The sequence below is a fragment of the Mixta intestinalis genome (genome assembly GCF_009914055.1).
GTDB classification, from domain to species: Bacteria; Pseudomonadota; Gammaproteobacteria; order Enterobacterales; family Enterobacteriaceae; genus Mixta; species Mixta intestinalis.
This window is the reverse complement of record NZ_CP028271.1, coordinates 419505-436619: the sequence shown is the minus strand read 5'-3', so window position 1 is coordinate 436619 and position 17115 is coordinate 419505. Positions and strand designations below refer to the sequence as shown.

General features: G+C 54.4%; 18 protein-coding genes. 5 read left to right on the top strand and 13 right to left on the bottom strand.

The annotated features are described in order from the left end of the window. Positions 1-83: 83 nt before the first annotated feature. Positions 84-1532: a tRNA uracil 4-sulfurtransferase ThiI gene (thiI, locus tag C7M51_RS01945; RefSeq protein ID WP_160620019.1), complete on the bottom strand. Its 1449-nt coding sequence runs from the start codon at positions 1530-1532 to the stop codon at positions 84-86. Between the two features lie 230 nt (positions 1533-1762). Between thiI and xseB the strand changes: the two genes are divergently transcribed. From xseB to dxs, 3 genes are read left to right on the top strand one after another with little or no spacing between them, the layout of a single operon-like run. Further along, positions 1763-2005: an exodeoxyribonuclease VII small subunit gene (gene xseB / locus C7M51_RS01940; protein ID WP_160620017.1), complete on the top strand. Its 243-nt coding sequence runs from the start codon at positions 1763-1765 to the stop codon at positions 2003-2005. Beyond that, positions 2005-2904, top strand: a complete 900-nt coding sequence (ispA, locus tag C7M51_RS01935; protein WP_160620015.1) for a (2E,6E)-farnesyl diphosphate synthase — start codon at positions 2005-2007, stop codon at positions 2902-2904. Before xseB ends, ispA begins: the two co-directional genes overlap by 1 nt. A 19-nt stretch (positions 2905-2923) precedes the next feature. Then, positions 2924-4789 carry a 1-deoxy-D-xylulose-5-phosphate synthase gene (gene dxs, locus C7M51_RS01930; RefSeq protein ID WP_160620013.1) on the top strand — a complete coding sequence of 622 codons (1866 nt, stop codon included), beginning with the start codon at positions 2924-2926 and terminating at the stop codon, positions 4787-4789. Between the two features lie 107 nt (positions 4790-4896). On the opposite strand, the gene C7M51_RS01925 is transcribed toward dxs, so the two are convergent. The 7 genes from C7M51_RS01925 to nrdR form a co-directional block, all read right to left on the bottom strand. Then, entirely contained in the window at positions 4897-5823 is a 927-nt protein-coding gene (locus C7M51_RS01925) for a DUF7916 family protein (protein ID WP_160620012.1), read from the bottom strand. Between the two features lie 217 nt (positions 5824-6040). Further along, entirely contained in the window at positions 6041-6547 is a 507-nt protein-coding gene (pgpA, locus tag C7M51_RS01915) for a phosphatidylglycerophosphatase A (protein ID WP_160620009.1), read from the bottom strand. Further along, a complete protein-coding gene (gene thiL, locus C7M51_RS01910; protein WP_160620007.1) occupies positions 6525-7502 on the bottom strand; it encodes a thiamine-phosphate kinase in 978 nt (325 codons plus the stop codon). Before thiL ends, pgpA begins: the two co-directional genes overlap by 23 nt. 57 nt (positions 7503-7559) lie before the next feature. Then, entirely contained in the window at positions 7560-7979 is a 420-nt protein-coding gene (gene nusB, locus C7M51_RS01905) for a transcription antitermination factor NusB (protein ID WP_160620005.1), read from the bottom strand. 19 nt (positions 7980-7998) lie between these two features. Then, the gene (gene ribH, locus C7M51_RS01900; RefSeq protein WP_141176776.1) at positions 7999-8469 is read right to left on the bottom strand and encodes a 6,7-dimethyl-8-ribityllumazine synthase; all 471 of its coding nucleotides are present in this window, start codon (positions 8467-8469) and stop codon (positions 7999-8001) included. A gap of 89 nt (positions 8470-8558) precedes the next feature. Further along, complete coding sequence (ribD, locus tag C7M51_RS01895) at positions 8559-9662, bottom strand: bifunctional diaminohydroxyphosphoribosylaminopyrimidine deaminase/5-amino-6-(5-phosphoribosylamino)uracil reductase RibD (protein ID WP_160620003.1); 1104 nt, start codon at positions 9660-9662, stop codon at positions 8559-8561. 3 nt (positions 9663-9665) lie between these two features. Then, complete coding sequence (gene nrdR, locus C7M51_RS01890; protein ID WP_038627640.1) at positions 9666-10115, bottom strand: transcriptional regulator NrdR; 450 nt, start codon at positions 10113-10115, stop codon at positions 9666-9668. A gap of 182 nt (positions 10116-10297) precedes the next feature. Here nrdR and C7M51_RS01885 point away from each other — a divergent pair, with 182 nt between their 5' ends. Beyond that, entirely contained in the window at positions 10298-10834 is a 537-nt protein-coding gene (locus C7M51_RS01885; RefSeq protein ID WP_160620001.1) for a DUF3251 domain-containing protein, read from the top strand. Positions 10835-10920: 86 nt separating this feature from the next. Here C7M51_RS01885 and secF read toward each other — a convergent pair whose 3' ends face one another. The 5 genes from secF to queA all read right to left on the bottom strand — a co-directional run bounded on the left by secF (position 10921) and on the right by queA (position 16395). Continuing rightward, entirely contained in the window at positions 10921-11889 is a 969-nt protein-coding gene (secF, locus tag C7M51_RS01880; RefSeq protein WP_160619999.1) for a protein translocase subunit SecF, read from the bottom strand. Positions 11890-11899: 10 nt separating this feature from the next. Then, entirely contained in the window at positions 11900-13747 is a 1848-nt protein-coding gene (gene secD / locus C7M51_RS01875) for a protein translocase subunit SecD (protein WP_160619997.1), read from the bottom strand. Between the two features lie 22 nt (positions 13748-13769). After that, on the bottom strand, positions 13770-14105 hold the full coding sequence (gene yajC / locus C7M51_RS01870) for a preprotein translocase subunit YajC (RefSeq protein WP_160619995.1): 336 nt from the start codon (positions 14103-14105) through the stop codon (positions 13770-13772). Positions 14106-14129: 24 nt separating this feature from the next. Next, positions 14130-15254 (bottom strand): tRNA guanosine(34) transglycosylase Tgt, encoded by a 1125-nt coding sequence (tgt, locus tag C7M51_RS01865; RefSeq protein WP_160619993.1) that lies wholly within the window; start codon positions 15252-15254, stop codon positions 14130-14132. A 70-nt stretch (positions 15255-15324) separates the two neighbouring features. Beyond that, on the bottom strand, positions 15325-16395 hold the full coding sequence (gene queA / locus C7M51_RS01860) for a tRNA preQ1(34) S-adenosylmethionine ribosyltransferase-isomerase QueA (protein WP_160619991.1): 1071 nt from the start codon (positions 16393-16395) through the stop codon (positions 15325-15327). A 103-nt stretch (positions 16396-16498) separates the two neighbouring features. Between queA and C7M51_RS01855 the strand changes: the two genes are divergently transcribed. After that, positions 16499-17080 (top strand): ACP phosphodiesterase, encoded by a 582-nt coding sequence (locus tag C7M51_RS01855; protein ID WP_160619989.1) that lies wholly within the window; start codon positions 16499-16501, stop codon positions 17078-17080. Positions 17081-17115: the final 35 nt, after the last annotated feature.

Here is a 17115-nt window from a genome sequence, read left to right as displayed (position 1 = left end):
CAGAAAGGATGTTGACCTGCAAGGTAGCGCTGGCAAGGAAAAAGCGCTGTCCGTAGCGGTAAAAATAACGGACAGCTTCTATTTCAGGGACGATAAACCTTCACGTTCTTAAAGCCCTGCTCATGCAGATAAAGCGCCTGCAGTCGGCTCATTACGCCACGCTCGCAGTAAAGCAGCCAGGTTTTACTCTGATCGAGATCGCCAAACTGGGTGCCCAGCTTATAGAACGGCAGAGATTTTACCTCAATGCCTTCCACTTTCAGCGGCTTAATCTCCTGCTCATCCAGCGAACGAATATCCAGCAGAGCATCGTTAGCAGAAAAAGAGGCTACGGTTTCCACTTCGGCGACATCTTCCTGTGTCTGCTCAGCGATAGTGCGAATATCCACGTTGGTCGCTTCCTGCACCACGCGATCCAGCACGGCGAAATCGAAGTTTTCTTCTTCTGCCTCAATACGCGCCTTCACCGCTTTCACCGTCGGGCTTTTTGAAATCACGCCGCAATATTCTGGCATGGTGCGGGCAAAATCTTCCGTACCGATCTGGCGCGCAAGATTGATGATGTGTTCTTTATCGTGAGAGATCAGCGGACGCAGTATCAGCGTATCTGACGCGTTATCAATCAGACGCAGGTTAGTCAGCGTCTGGCTGGAAACCTGGCCCAGCGCTTCGCCGGTAACCAGCGCCTGCACGCCATAGCGTTCAGCAATCTGCGAGGCGGCGCGTACCATCATCCGTTTCAGCACCACGCCCATCTGACCGTCGTCCACTTTTTCCAGGATCTCTGCCACTACCGGCTCGAAATTGATCGCCACGAAGCGCACGCGATGCGAGCGTCCAAAGCGGTTCCACAGATAGTGCGCAACCTGACGCACGCCGATCTCATGAGCCGCGCCGCCGAGGTTAAAGAAGCAGTAATGCACGCGACAGCCGCGACGCATCAGCATATAGCTGGAAACACCAGAATCGAAACCGCCGGAAATCAGCGACAGCACATCTTCCTGCGTGCCGATCGGGAAACCACCCAGCCCTTCATAACGTCCGGTGATCAGCAACAGGCGATCGTTTTCGATCTCCAGATTCACCGTGACCTGCGGGTGAGAAAGCTTAACCTGCGCGCTTTCAATATGCTGGTTGAGTCCGCCGCCGACGTAGCGTTCCACATCCTGCGAACTGAACGGATGCTGACCGCGGCGTTTTACGCGCACGCAGAAAGTTTTGCCTTCCAGACGCTCGCGGTTGATTGCCAGCGTCTGTTCAAAGATATCGTGCATGTCGGTCCAGGTGCGGTCCTCTACCGCCAGCACGTGATGAATGCCGGGAATGCGCGTCAGCTCATCGATAAATGTTTCACGCAGGCTATCATCTTTAGAGCGGACTTCGATGTGATCCCAGTGACGCACCACTGCCAGCGTTTCATCCAGATCTTTCAGGACATTACGAATATTACCGGTGAGAATTTTGATAAAACGCAAACGCACCGACTGGCTTTTAATGGTGATTTCGGGAAACAATTTAATGATAAACTTCATGACCGCGCAGCTCTGAGGCAATTAAGTGCTAAAAAAGGCGGCACTTAACTGATAAAATCAATGAATTGCAAAGGAACCGGAGCCCTTTGCTTCCGAGGCGCGACAGTATATCACCTTTACCGGCGAGCTGCCTGTTTTACTGCCATGCTCTATGATTATTTTGCTAATCATTTCCAGTCGGCTACCATGTCCGATTGCTAAAGATAAAAAACCTGTGAGCACCTATTACTATGCCAAAAAAAGCCGAACAGCCCATCAGTTTTGAAACATCGCTACAGCAGCTGGAACAGATCGTTACCCGCCTGGAAAGCGGCGATTTACCGCTGGAAGAGGCGCTGAACGAATTCGAACGCGGCGTACAGCTGGCAAAAACAGGACAAAAAACCCTGCAACAAGCGGAACAGCGCGTGCAGATTCTGCTTAACGATGATAAAGACGCTGCGCTAACGCCCTTCACGCCGGACGCTGAATAATGGATTTTGCTCAACTCCTCGCCCATTACCATCAACGGGTGAATGTGGCGTTATCACGCTTTATCGATCCCCTGCCCTTTCAGAGTTCTTCTCTGGTCAATGCAATGCAATATGGCGCACTATTAGGAGGGAAACGATTACGCCCGTTTTTAGTCTATGTGGTTGGCGATATGCTGCACGTTGACGCCGACAGCCTTGATGCGCCTGCCGCTGCCGTTGAATGTATTCACGCCTATTCCTTAATCCATGACGACTTACCCGCCATGGATAACGACAGTTTGCGGCGCGGGCAGCCCACCTGTCACATTAAATTCGGCGAAGATACCGCTATTCTCGCAGGCGATGCGTTACAAACGCTGGCTTTCTCTATACTTGCTGATGCACCAATGCAGCAGGTAGCGCCGTGCGATCGCCTCGCGATGATTTCTGAGCTGGCCCAGGCAAGCGGCGTTGCCGGTATGTGTGGCGGTCAGGCGCTTGATTTAGCGGCGGAGGGGCAGCAAACCAATTTAACCGCGCTGGAGGCTATTCATCGCCACAAAACCGGTGCGCTAATCCGTGCTTCGGTGCGCCTTGGCGCGCTGGCGGCGGGCGAAAGCGCACGTGAGGCGCTGCCGCATCTCGATCGCTATGCGAACGCAATCGGCCTGGCTTTTCAGGTACAGGATGACATTCTGGACGTGGTAGGTGATACCGCCGTGACAGGTAAGCAGCAGGGAGCCGATCAACAGCTCGGCAAAAGCACCTACCCGGCGCTAATGGGGTTGGAAAATGCCCGGCAAAAAGCGCATGACCTCTACCATGAGGCGCTGGACGCGCTGGATCGGCTGGCCGCTTTGTCCCTGGATACTACCACGCTGCGTGCGCTGGCAGGCTTCGTAATCGAACGCGATAAATAACTTCCACGATGAGTCTCTGATGAGTTTTGATACTGCAAAATACCCGACGCTGGCACTTGCCGATTCCGTGCAGGAGCTTCGCCAGCTGCCCAAAGAGAAACTCCCCACTCTGTGTGACGAGCTGCGTCAATACCTGCTGGACAGCGTAAGTCGCTCCAGCGGTCATTTCGCTTCCGGTCTCGGCGTGGTTGAACTGACCGTCGCGCTGCATTATGTCTATAACACGCCGTTCGATCACCTGGTGTGGGACGTAGGCCACCAGGCCTATCCGCATAAAATTCTGACCGGACGTCGCGATCGCATTGGTACTATTCGCCAGAAAAATGGCCTCCATCCTTTCCCGTGGCGTGCTGAAAGCGAGTTTGACGTACTGAACGTCGGTCACTCTTCTACCTCGATCAGCGCCGGTTTAGGTATGGCCGTCGCCGCAGGTAAAGAAGGCAAAGGCCGCCGCACCGCCTGCATTATCGGCGACGGCGCGATTACCGCCGGTATGGCGTTTGAGGCAATGAACCATGCGGGCGATATCAAAGCCGATCTGCTGGTAATCCTTAACGATAACGAAATGTCGATTTCCGAAAACGTCGGCGCGCTCAATAATCGTCTGGCGCAGATCCTTTCCGGGAAAACCTATGCGCGCCTGCGCGAAGGCGGCAAAAAAGTGTTAACCGGTCTGCCGCCCATTAAAGAACTGGTCAGGCGCACCGAAGAACACCTGAAAGGTATGGTTGTGCCGGGCACGCTGTTCGAGGAGCTGGGCTTTAACTATATCGGCCCGGTAGACGGTCATGACGTGCTGACGCTGGTGCATACGCTGAGCAACATGCGTGACCTGAAAGGCCCGCAGTTCCTGCATATTATGACTAAAAAGGGCAAAGGTTACGCGCCCGCAGAAAATGATCCTATCGCCTGGCATGCCGTGCCCAAATTCGATCCGGCCAGCGGCGCATTGCCCAAAAGCGCGGATGGCCTGCCAAGCTACTCCACTATTTTTGGCAACTGGCTGTGTGAAACCGCAGCGGACGATAATAAGCTGATGGCGATAACGCCAGCAATGCGTGAAGGCTCCGGCATGGTCAGCTTTTCACGCCAGTATCCGGGACAATATTTTGATGTCGCCATCGCCGAACAGCATGCGGTCACCTTTGCCGCCGGGCTGGCAATCGGCGGCTATAAGCCGGTGGTAGCGATCTATTCTACCTTCCTGCAACGCGCCTACGACCAGCTGATTCACGATGTTGCGATTCAGCAGCTGCCGGTACTGTTTGCTATCGATCGCGGCGGTATCGTCGGTGCCGATGGGCAAACGCACCAGGGCGCTTTCGATCTCGCCTTCCTGCGCTGCATCCCCAATATGGTGATCATGACGCCGAGCGATGAGAACGAATGCCGTCAGATGCTCTATACCGGCTATCATTATCAGCAGGGGCCAAGTGCGGTGCGCTATCCACGCGGCACCGGTACGGGGGCCAGGCTGGAGCCGCTCTCTGCCCTGCCGTTAGGGAAAGGCGTGGTGAAACGCAATGGTGAAAAACTGGCGATTCTGAATTTTGGTACGCTGTTACCGGAAGCCGCCGCCGCCGCTGAAGCGCTAAACGCCACGCTGGTAGATATGCGTTTCGTTAAGCCACTGGATGAAGATCTGGTACTGGAGCTGGCGGCCAGTCATGAAGCGCTGGTCACGCTGGAAGAAGGTGCGATTAAAGGCGGCGCGGGCAGCGGGGTCAACGAGGCGCTCATGGCGCGTCGTGTACTGGCACCGGTACTGAATATTGGTCTGCCGGATGAGTTTATTCCGCAGGGCACTCAGGATGAGATCCGCCACGACTATCAGCTGGATGCCGAAGGTATTCAGCAACAGATCGCACGCTGGCTGGCGCAGTAATTTCCCTCGCATCGAGAAAAAAGCTCAGCGGAGGCCCTCTCCCTGAGCTTTTATTTTATCAACGGTAACATAACCCAACGCGCCTGCGTTGCGGCAGATGCTCGCCACTAACGATTAATCGATCGCGCCATTCGCGCCAGGGTATGACGCACGCCACGGATAGCGACGCTATAAGCCTGAATGTTTTCCGGCATGGCGATGCCGACAAAACCGGTATCACCAATATGATGCAGATCGGCTCCGGCCATTTTACTCATTAGCGCGATCTGGCGGATCGTCTCAACGCTGCTTCCCTCCTGCGAGGTGCCAATTGCCGTCATCGCCATTTTATCCTGGCGATGAATATGGGTGATCAGCGTTTCGGCATACTCCTGAGTAATACCGGGCACGGTTCCTGGCGCAGGCAGCAGTACGATATCCGCGCCATGGCTCATAAACTCATCACAGTCCGCCATAGTAATCAGCTTTTCTCCACGCACCGGCAGAATGCCTGCGGCGTGCATTTTACCGGCCACGATCACCAAATCGTCTCCTACCGCCTGACGAATATGCTGTATGGACGTCACGATAGCCTCATTACTGATGCCATTGCCGGGATTACCTGTTAGCACGATAAATTTGGCACCCATATCACGCAGGCGCACAGCGTTTTCTGCTGTCGCCAGCCGCCCCTGCTTAATCGCCCAAAATTCACGATGGGTACTGCCAAAATCAGGCGCCACCGGCTCAAGATTAACGCCGATTACGCGCCCGGTGAGGCGCTGTAGCTCGCGAATCATCTCTTCATCGGCGATACCATCAGGCATCCCCTGAATATGGGGATGCTCGGCATCAAACATATTAAGCAGTAGCAGATCGGCGCCCTGACTGGCAGCCAGTTCAGCGTTAGTAATGGTCATTAACAGAGGCTGTACGGCAGCAATGGTTTCGCTTACCACTATCCGTCCTTCGCTTTGCCGCAACGATTCAAGCAACGTCTTTCCCTGTAACTGAGCCAGCTCAGAGGCAGAGCAGTCGAGGTAACGCCGGGTCATATGTATCTCCCTAAAAAATGGTCATCTTACTCGCTCTGGCAATCAGGGAATGTTAAAACATTCACATATTTCACGACGAAAATTAAGTAACTCCGCATAAACCAGACTGAAGAAAAAGAGGACAGGGATAAGACCAGAGAGACAGGCAAGGCGGCGTATTAAAAGATGTAATAATCTGAACTGTGTCCGACGACACAGTTCAGCACTTCGGCCTGGCTTACGGCGACAGATGAAGCCCGGCGTAATAGAGGATGCCCGCAGAAATGATGCCCGCAATGATATCATCCACCATAATCCCCATGCCGCCGTGAACGTTACGATCGAACCAGCGAATCGGCCAGGGTTTCCACATATCCAGTACGCGGAAAATCAGGAAACCGGCCAGCACCCACTGCCAGCTCATCGTCGGAATCGCCATCAGCGTGATCCACATACCGATGAACTCATCCCAGACGATGCTGCCATGATCGTGAACACCCATATCCTTTGCGGTGCGGTGACAAAGGTAAACGCCAATGCAGATGCCAAACATCACCAGCAGCGAGTAGATATCCTGCGGCAAAAAGCTCATCAGCCACCAGAACGGAATCGCCGCCAGCGATCCCATAGTGCCCGGCACGTAAGGGCTCAGGCCGCTACCAAAACCGGTAGCCAGCAGATGCCAGGGATTACTCAGCCGCAGGCGGCTTTTCGCCAGATCCTTATCGCGCGTCAAAGTGATCAAATCCTTTCAGCTTGAGGGTTGTTGGCTTGCCCTCTTCTAACAGCACCAGACCTTCCGATTCAGGCCCCAGCTGCCCGATACAGGTATAAGGCACGCCCAGATTACCCAGCGCCACATCCAGCGCGCCGCGATTAATCTCCGGCACGGTAAAGCAGAGCTCATAATCTTCGCCGCCGCTTAGCGCCCAGCGCTGCGTCTGCTCCACAGGAAAATGGTCACGCAGCACGGAAGAGATCGGCAGCGCATCAAGGTTAACGCGTGCGCCACATTCGCTGGCCTTCAGAATGTGGCCTAAATCGGAAACCAGGCCGTCGGAAATATCAATCGCCGCGCTGGCTAAATTACGTAGTGCCTGCCCTTGCAGGATACGCGGCATCGGACGCAGATGACGTTTAATTAACGCCTCATGCGCCGCCGGATCGGTAATACGTTCGCGATGCTGCAACAGCGCCAGGCCCGCCGCACTGTCGCCCAGCGTGCCGGTGACATAAATCCAGTCGCCCGGTCGCGCTCCGCTGCGTCGCAGCGCACGTCCGGCAGGCACCAGGCCATGAATACCCAGCGTCAGGCTACGCGGGCCGCGCGTGGTATCGCCGCCGATTAACTGCATATCGTAGTAGTCCAGCAGTTCAAACAGGCTGTCGCTAAACGCCTTCAGCCACTCCTCATCGACCTCCGGCAGTGTCAGCGCTAACGTCAGCCAGGCAGGATCGGCGCCCATCGCAGCCAGATCGCTTAGGTTAACCGCCAGCGCTTTATAGCCGAGATCGGCAGGATGGATGTCGCGCAGAAAGTGGACGCCTTCCACCAGCGTGTCGGTACTGATGGCCAGGGTCTGCTTTTCCGGCACGTTCAGTAATGCACAGTCGTCGCCGATACCCTTTTCCACATCGCGACGTGAGCTTGTCACGCGATTAAAATAACGCGCGATCAGTTCAAATTCGCCACATGACATAATGAAATTCCGCTGAACCTGAAAGGAAAAGGCCGGAGAAACTCCGGCCTCGATTGATTACTTCTTGTTGGGGCGGATTTGTGGAGCGGCTTTATCCAGAACACCGTTAACAAACTTATGGCTGTCTTCAGCACCGAATACTTTTGCCAACTCAATACCTTCATTGATCGCCACTTTATAAGGTACATCGCTACGTTTACTCAGTTCATAGAGAGAAACACGCAGGATAGCTTTTTCCACCTGGCCCAGCTCTTCCAGCTTGCGCGACAGGTAAGGCGTCATCAGACCATCAAGGTATGCGCTGTTGGTCGCAACGCCAGCCAGCAGCTCGCGGAAATAGTTGATATCAACATCTTTGACATCCTGTTCCGCGAGAAACTGATATTCAATATCAGCAATGTCATTATGGGACAACTGCCAGGAGTAAAGCGCCTGGACAGCACACTCACGGGCGCGGCGACGAGCAGCAGGTTTCACAAAAATCCCCTTACAAAAATCAGGCTTTGATGGCTTTCAATACATTGATCATTTCGAGCGCGGTCAGTGCGGCTTCCGCACCTTTATTGCCCGCTTTGGTTCCGGCGCGTTCAATCGCCTGCTCGATATTTTCCGTAGTCAGGACGCCAAAGGCGACCGGGATGTCGCTGTTCATAGCGACGCTGGCAAGGCCAGAGCTGGCTTCACCGGCAACAAATTCGAAGTGCGCTGTGCCGCCGCGAATAACGGTACCCAGCGCGATAACGGCATCATGTTTGCCCGCTTTAGCAACGGCGCGTGCTGTTATCGGCAGTTCATAGGCGCCTGGCACCCAGACCACGGTGATGTTTTCATCTTTCACCTGGCCGATGCGTTTCAACGCATCGATTGCACCTTCCAGCAGGCTGTCATTAATAAAGTTGTTAAAACGCGCGATAATAATGGCAACTTTCGCTTCCGGCGTGGCAACAGCAGCTTCGATAATTTTCATAGTTTTCCTTTCAGGGTTCTTATTAGCCCCGCAGGGGGGCGGATTCTATCACACTCTTTCGCACTCTGCTTCCGCTTTTCCGCAGGGCGTTAAACCGGGCGGAGTGTCAGACGCAAATCGGGACCGACCTGCGCCACTTCGCTAAAGCTGAAAGCGGGCGCATCATGCAACCGCTCCAGCCCCGGCAGGGCACAAAGACCACGCGCGCTGTCGCCTAATAGTTTAGGCGCCAGATAGACGATAAGCTCATCCACGACGCCAGCACGCAGCAGCGCACCGGCGAGCTGCGCGCCCGCTTCTACCCAAATATGGTTGATTTGCTGTTTACCCAGCACCATCATCAATGAAACCAGATCGAGCCGCTCGCCGAGCGGTGGCACCTGTAGCTGGCGTACGTTGGGCGGCCATACTTCTTCATCAGCCTGAAGACGGGCCAGCCAGGTCTCTCCCGGTTGTTGCACCAGACGATGCTGTGGCGTTACCCGATTACGGCTGTCAATAATCACGCGTACCGGCTGACGTAGATTTTCAGCCGGATAGCCCGCCTGAATATCCGCGCCCAGCTCCTGCCAGCGTACCGTTAACGCCGGATCGTCTGCCAGCACCGTGGCGCTGCTGCTCAGGATCGCTGAACTCTGCGCGCGCAGGCGTTGTACATCCTGTCGCGCCTGCGGTGAGGTAATCCACTGGCTTTCACCGCTGGCCATCGCCGTCCGTCCGTCCAGCGACGCTCCAAGTTTTAACTGCACAAACGGAAATCCGGTACGCATTCGCTTTAAAAAACCGCGATTCAGCGCTTCCGCTTCCGCCATCATCAGGCCATGACTGACTTCAACGCCCGCCTGTTGCAGACGATACAACCCGCGTCCGGCAACTTCAGGATTCGGATCCTGCATCGCAGCTATCACGCGGCTGATGCCTGCGGCAATCAGCGCGTCGCAGCAGGGCGGCGTACGACCGTGATGACTACAGGGCTCCAGCGTAACGTAAGCGGTAGCGCCTTTGGCTCGCTCGCCCGCCATACGCAGCGCATGAACTTCCGCATGCGGTTCTCCGGCACGCTGGTGCCAGCCCTCACCGACGATTTCCCCATCGCGTACAATCACGCAGCCGACGTTGGGATTGGGGGTGGTAGTAAATCTTCCGCGCCGCGCAAGCATCAGCGCACGCGCCATATATTCTTCATCACGCATGGCTTAATCCTGTAAGCGGGCAATCTCTTCGCCAAATTCGCGAATATCTTCAAAGCTGCGATAAACCGAGGCAAAACGAATGTAGGCAACCTTATCAAGCTTTTTCAGCTCATCCATTACCAGGTTACCGATCATTTTACTGGGTATTTCTCGTTCACCGGTAGCGCGCAGCTGCGTCTTGATATGGCTGATGGCGTTCTCAACCGCATCGGAGCTAACCGGCCGTTTTTCCAGCGCTTTCACCATACCGCTACGCAGTTTATCTTCATTAAAGGGCTCGCGAACATCGTTACTTTTGATAACGCGCGGCATCACCAGTTCCGCCACTTCAAAAGTGGTAAAGCGTTCATGACAGTCCAGGCACTGGCGGCGACGGCGCACCGAGGTGCCTTCACCAACCAGACGGGAATCAATCACTTTGGTATCCACAGCGGAACAGAATGGGCAATGCATGACATATCCTGATGGTTCACAAAATTAAACCTTAGTGTACCCCGAAGCCCATGACAACCAAAGCCTCTGCAGGCTGGCAAGGCATTTTTCTGTGCGACGTGGCACAGGTAACGCGCTTTTTCGCCCTCCCAGACGCTTTCACCTAAGCTTATGTAAGTGAAAGCGTTAAGAGGAGAGCAAAAATGAGAACAGGGCTTCTTTTATTGCCGGTAGTAACCGTCGCACTGCTTAGCGGCTGTGCCGCGCCGCCAGCTAAAACCGAGGTGCTCGATCGGCAGGTAGTTAAGCTGAATCAGCAGGTATTGCAGCTGTCCCGTCAGGCTAGCGCGCTGGAGTTGCAGAATAAACTGAACAGCCAATCGGCACAGGGAGCATGGCTGTTGCCTGCGGCGAGCAGCCGCGTCGAGCTGGAAAGCCTTGCCGGGCCGCTAATGCTGTCGCTGACGCGCGTTGAGCCCGAAGCCAGCGGAACGCGGGCGCTGCTTACGCTCCGCTCTGCGGGTGATGCTCCGCTGCAAAATCTGCGGATGCACGTTGAGTGGGGTGAACTGGATGCGTCAACCGGCAAGCCGCTGAGCAACAGCGCACTATCACAAGCCATTGAGGTGCGTAATACGTTACTGCCCAAAGCCGCTCAGCCAATACCGCTGCGTCTGAGCGGCCTGCCGCCTGAGCGATTAGGCTATATCCGGATACATGGCGTGGAACCGCTGAAATAATATATGTCCATGTAGCCTTTTGACGATATCGGGATATAAAAAAGGCCGCATCATCTGCGGCCTTCCAGTAACGAACAACGCTGCGCTTACGGCATAATTGAAGGCTGATCCGCGCCCTCTTTTTCTACTTTCTGCTGTAGCATATGCTCGCGCTTCATCCCCATCTTCAGCGCCAGTGCCGAAGCGACGTAGATAGAAGAAACCGTACCGATAGAAACCCCGATCAGCATGGTCAGCGAAAAGCCTTCCAGCAGTGCGCCACCGAAGATAAACAGCATCAGTACCACCACCAGCGTTGTTGCGGAGGTCATAATGGTACGGCTTAGCGTCTGCGTCAGAGAGACGTTAAAGATCTCATAAGGCGTACCGCGACGGATCTTACGGAAATTCTCACGGATACGGTCCGATACCACGATGCTGTCGTTCAACGAGTAGCCGATCACCGACATCAAAGAAGCAATGATGGTGAGATCGATCTCGATATGAAACAGCGACAGGATACCTAGCGTAATGATAACGTCGTGCGCCAACGCCAGCACCGCACCGAGCGCCAGACGCCACTCGAAACGGAAACCAACGTATATCAGGATACAGATCAACGCCACCAGCAGCGCCATGCCGCCCGCCTGCGCCAGGTCACTGCCTACGCTGGGGCCGACGAACTCAATACGCTTAACCGCCGCATTTTGACCGGCAGCCTGGTTGATTACCGTAACGACCTTATTGCCCAGTTCCTGGCCTGCATTGCCTGCATTCGGCGACAGGCGAACCATAACGTCGCGGCTGCTGCCGAAATTCTGCACCTGCGGTTCCACAAAGCCCGATTTTTCCAGCGCGCCGCGCAGCGTATCCAGTTCGGCCGGTTTTTCCAGGGTGATTTCAATGACGGTACCGCCCGTGAAATCCAGCCCCCAGTTAAAACCGCGCACGCCCATGATGATAACAGACGCGATCAGCAGCAGCCCGGAAAGGGTAAAGGCCAGCGTATCCCAGCGCATAAAGTCATGGACTTTACGGCCATAGTTTAATTGTTCAACACTATATTGCTGTGCCACAACCTACTCCTCAGATAGACAGCTTGTTGATGCGTTTGCCGCCATACAACAGGTTAACAATGGCACGCGTACCAACAATGGCGGTGAACATCGAGGTGCCCACGCCGATCGCGGTGGTAATGGCGAAGCCCTTAATGGAGCCGGTGCCAACCGCATACAGAATGATGGCGGTAATCAGCGTGGTAACGTTGGCATCCACGATACTGGAGAACGCACCTTTGTATCCTTCATGAATTGCCTGCTGAACGGTACGCCCGTTCTTCAGCTCTTCTTTGATACGTTCGTTTATCAGTACGTTGGCATCAACGGCAACCGCCAGTGTCAACACGATACCGGCGATGCCCGGCATGGTTAAGGTTGCGCCCGGCAGCAGCGACATAATTCCGACGATCAGGATCAGGTTGGCAACCAGCGCGGCAGTCGCAATAACACCGAACTTTTTATAGTAAACCACCATAAAGATGATCGACGCGATCAGCCCCCACAGACACGCTTCCAGACCCTGGGTAATGTTCTGCTGGCCCATTGTCGGCCCGATGGTACGCTCTTCAACGATCTGAATCGGCGCAATCAACGCACCGGCACGCAGCAGCAGCGAAAGCTGACGTGCTTCGTTCGGATTGTTAATGCCGGTAATACGGAAGCTGTTGCCCAGACGTGACTGAATATTCGCCACGTTGATAACTTCTTCCTGCTTAACCAGAATTGCGCGTCCGTTAGCGTCTTTCTTACCGCTGTCTTTGTATTCAACAAACAGCGTCGCCATCGGTTTACCAATATTATCTTTGGTAAAGTTCGACATCATATTGCCGCCCGCGCTATCGAGCGAAATATTAACCTGCGGTTGGTTATATTCGTCGGTGCTGGAAGTGGAATCGGTAATATGATCGCCGGTGAGGATAACGCGTTTATACAGCACAACCGGCTGCCCTTCGCGCGTCTGTTTGACTTCAGAATCCCCCGGCACACGGCCTTTAGCGGCGGCGGTTGCATCTACGACGGTATTCACCAGACGGAATTCAAGCGTTGCCGTAGCGCCCAGTATCTCTTTCGCACGTGCAGTATCCTGAATACCCGGCAGCTCCACCACAATACGGTCAGCACCCTGACGTTGCACCAGCGGCTCGGCAACGCCCAGCTGGTTAACACGGTTACGCAGGATATTGATGTTCTGCTGAACGGCATATTCACGCGCTTCGCGCAGACGATCGTCACTCATCACCGCACGCAGCGTATTATCGCCACGGCTGTTGATCACCAGATCGCGATGACGCCCGGACAGGTAGCTGACGGCATCATCACGCGCAGCGTTATCGCGGAAGCGGATTTCTACGCCGTAGTTATCAATTTTGCGGACGTTAGTATAAGGAATGCCTTTCTCACGCAGATCGCTGCGCAGACCGTCGGTATTCTGCTCCTGCAGCTTACCGAGCGCGGTATCCATATCCACTTCCATCAGGAAGTGTACACCGCCGCGCAGGTCCAGACCCAGCTTCATCGGCTGCGCCGCCAGCATTTCCAGCCATTTCGGCGTGGCGGGTGCAAGGTTGAGCGCGACAACATAATCTTCGCCCAGCGCACTCAGCAGCGCTTCACGGGCGCGCAGCTGCACATCCGTATTGGCAAAACGCGCCAGGATAGCGCCCTGCTCCAGCGCAATGGATTTGCTCTGGATATTTTCTTGTTTTAATACGTTTTGGATCTGGTCCAGCGTTTGCTCACTGGCGGCGCTTCCGCGCGCACCAGTGATCTGAACAGCCGGATCCTCTCCATACAGGTTAGGAAGTGCATACAGCAGACCGATGGCAATGACCACGATCAGCATAATGTATTTCCATAAAGGATAACGGTTTAGCACGGCAGTTCCCTTAGGAAAACAATCAATTAAGCGCCTTCATCGTACCTTTCGGCAGAACGGCAGCCACGAAATCACGTTTGATAATTACTTCATTGTTATCATTCAGCGCAATAGTGATATAGCCAGTTTCTGCTACCTTGGTGACGCGTCCTACCAGACCACCGGTAGTAAGCACTTCCTCGCCTTTTGAAATAGAGTCCATCAGTTTTTTATGCTCTTTGGCACGTTTTTGCTGCGGACGCAGGATCATGAAGTAAAAAATCAGGCCGAATACGACCAGCATAATCACCAGAGAATACGGACTTCCCTGAGAAGGTGCGCCTGTTGCTGCCACTGCGTCAGAAATGAAAAAACTCATCAAATTTCCCTCATTGTTTAATTATCAATCGTTTAATGGCGGAACCGCTTTGCCTTTCCGCGTATAGAAGTCACTGACGAAGTGCTCTAATTTACCTTCTTCAATGGCCTTGCGTAAACCCGCCATCACGCGCTGGTAGTAACGCAAATTATGAATGGTATTCAAACGGGCACCCAGTATTTCGTTACAGCGATCGAGATGGTGCAAGTAGGCGCGACTATAATTGCGACAGGTGTAGCAATCACACTCTGCATCCAGCGGCGACGTATCATCTTTATGCTTAGCATTACGGATTTTTACTACGCCATCGGTAACGAACAGGTGACCGTTACGCGCATTGCGCGTGGGCATGACGCAGTCGAACATATCGATACCGCGCCTCACGCCTTCCACCAGATCTTCCGGCTTACCAACGCCCATCAGGTAGCGCGGCTTATCTTCCGGAATTTGCGGGCAGACATGCTCCAGAATTCGATGCATATCCTCTTTTGGCTCGCCAACCGCCAGGCCGCCCACAGCGTAACCATCAAAGCCAATCTCCACCAGCCCTTTGACGGAGACATCACGTAAATCTTCGTAAACGCTGCCCTGAATAATACCAAACAGCGCATTTTTGTTGCCGAGCTTATCGAAATGCTCACGGCTGCGTTTTGCCCAGCGCAGCGACATTTCCATTGAGCGCTTAGCGTAATCCCAGTCTGCCGGATAAGGCGTACATTCATCGAAGATCATGACGATATCGGAACCGAGATCGTACTGGATCTCCATGGATTTCTCTGGATCGAGAAAAATTGCATCGCCGTTAATTGGATTGCGGAAATGTACCCCGGCTTCGGTAATTTTACGGATATCGCCAAGGCTAAAGACCTGAAAACCGCCTGAATCGGTAAGAATCGGACCCGGCCACTGCATAAAGTCATGCAGATCGCCATGCAGTTTCATGATTTCCTGGCCCGGACGCAGCCAAAGGTGGAAAGTATTGCCCAGCAAAATTTGCGCGCCGGTTTCTTTTACTTCTTCCGGCGTCATGCCTTTTACCGTGCCGTAAGTTCCTACCGGCATAAAAGCCGGAGTTTCCACTACGCCACGCTCAAAAATCAGACGGCCACGACGTGCGCGGCCATCTTTAGTATCAAGTTCAAACTTCACGTTGCCTCCATCAGAGAAACAGTCTGATGCATAATTAACACAACGACGCCGCCGTTGCAGCGTCGGTTAGTCAGACGCCAATTGTCTCGTCCGGCGCCTGGGGATTACGGGTAATAAACATCGCATCGCCGTAACTGAAGAAGCGATACTGCTGTGCTACCGCCTCATAGTAGGCATTCATCGTATGACGATAGCCTGCAAAAGCGGAAACCAGCATAATCAACGTCGATTCCGGCAGATGGAAATTGGTGATCAGCGCATCAATGACCTGATAACGATAGCCCGGATAGATAAAAATTTGGGTATCATCAAAGAACGGTGCGATAAGCGCATCCTGGGCTGCCTGAGCCGCACTTTCCAGCGAACGTACCGACGTTGTCCCCACCGCGACAACACGGTTCCCGCGCGCTTTACAGGCTAACACGGCGTCCACCACGTCCTGCGGCACTTCAGCATACTCGGAGTGCATAATATGGTCTTCGATACTGTCCACGCGTACCGGCTGGAAAGTGCCTGCACCGACATGCAGCGTAACAAACGCCATTTCCACACCTTTCTCACGCAGTGCCGCCAGCAACGGCTCGTCAAAGTGCAGACCAGCGGTTGGTGCAGCAACCGCACCCGGTTTCGCGCTGTAGACCGTTTGGTAAAGCTCGCGGTCCGCCTCTTCGTCAGGGCGATCGATATAGGGTGGCAGTGGCATATGACCAATAGCGTTCAGGATATCAAGCACGCTACGCGCATCGTCAAATTCGATTTCAAACAGTGCGTCATGGCGCGCTACCATCGTAGCCCGTACGCTTTCATCATCGCCAAACAGCAGCGCCGTGCCCGGTTTCGGCGCTTTAGAGGCGCGCACGTGTGCCAGCACTCGCTTGTCATCCAGCATCCGCTCCACCAGCATTTCTATCTTACCACCGCTGGCTTTGCGCCCGTAAACACGGGCCGGAATAACGCGGGTATTGTTAAATACCAGCAGATCGCCGGGATTCAGCTTATCAAGTACATCGGTAAAGACGCCGTGGCTTAGCGCGCCATCGGGGCCGTTCAGCGACAATAGCCGACATCCGCTGCGCTGAGGCTGCGGATAGTGGGCAATCAACGACTCTGGTAATTCAAAAGAAAAATCGGCAACGCGCATACATAGTGTCTTACGGATAACAAACAGGCGGCATAGTCTAGCGGAAAAGCGGCAAATTCTGAACTGTTACCCGGTAACCATTCTGTTAGCGTATACTCCGTGGATGAACTTTCTTGCACATCTTCATCTGGCCTCGCTGGCCAGCAGCTCCCTGGTGGGCAATCTGATGGCGGATTATGTGCGTGGCGATCCGCTGCCGCACTGGCCTGCCGATATCGCCGCTGGCATCGCGCTGCATCGGCGTCTTGACGCACTGACCGACGCACTGCCGGAAGTGCGCAACGCTAAACGTCTGTTCCGCGACAGCACGCGCCGGGTAGCGCCGATCACGCTGGATGTCGTCTGGGACCACTTTCTTTCACGTCACTGGGATCGTCTCGTAACTGACCAGCCGCTGCCGCTGTTTCTCGCTCAGGCGCAGAGACAAATCGAGCCGATGCTTCCTCAATCGCCGGAAGGGTTTCAGCGTCTGAATCACTATTTGTGGCGCGAACGCTGGATGGAACGTTATGCTGAAGCTGATTATCTGCAACAGGTGCTGCGCGGCATGGCCTCACGCCGTCCACGGCTGGCGGCGCTTAGCGATTCATGGACCGATTTTCACGCTAATTATTCTGCCTTCGAAACACTTTTCTGGCAGTTTTATCCCCGGCTGATGGCGCGCGCCGCGGCACAGCAGCTTTAACGTCACCGGCGACGCTGGTCAGTTTACGATACCCC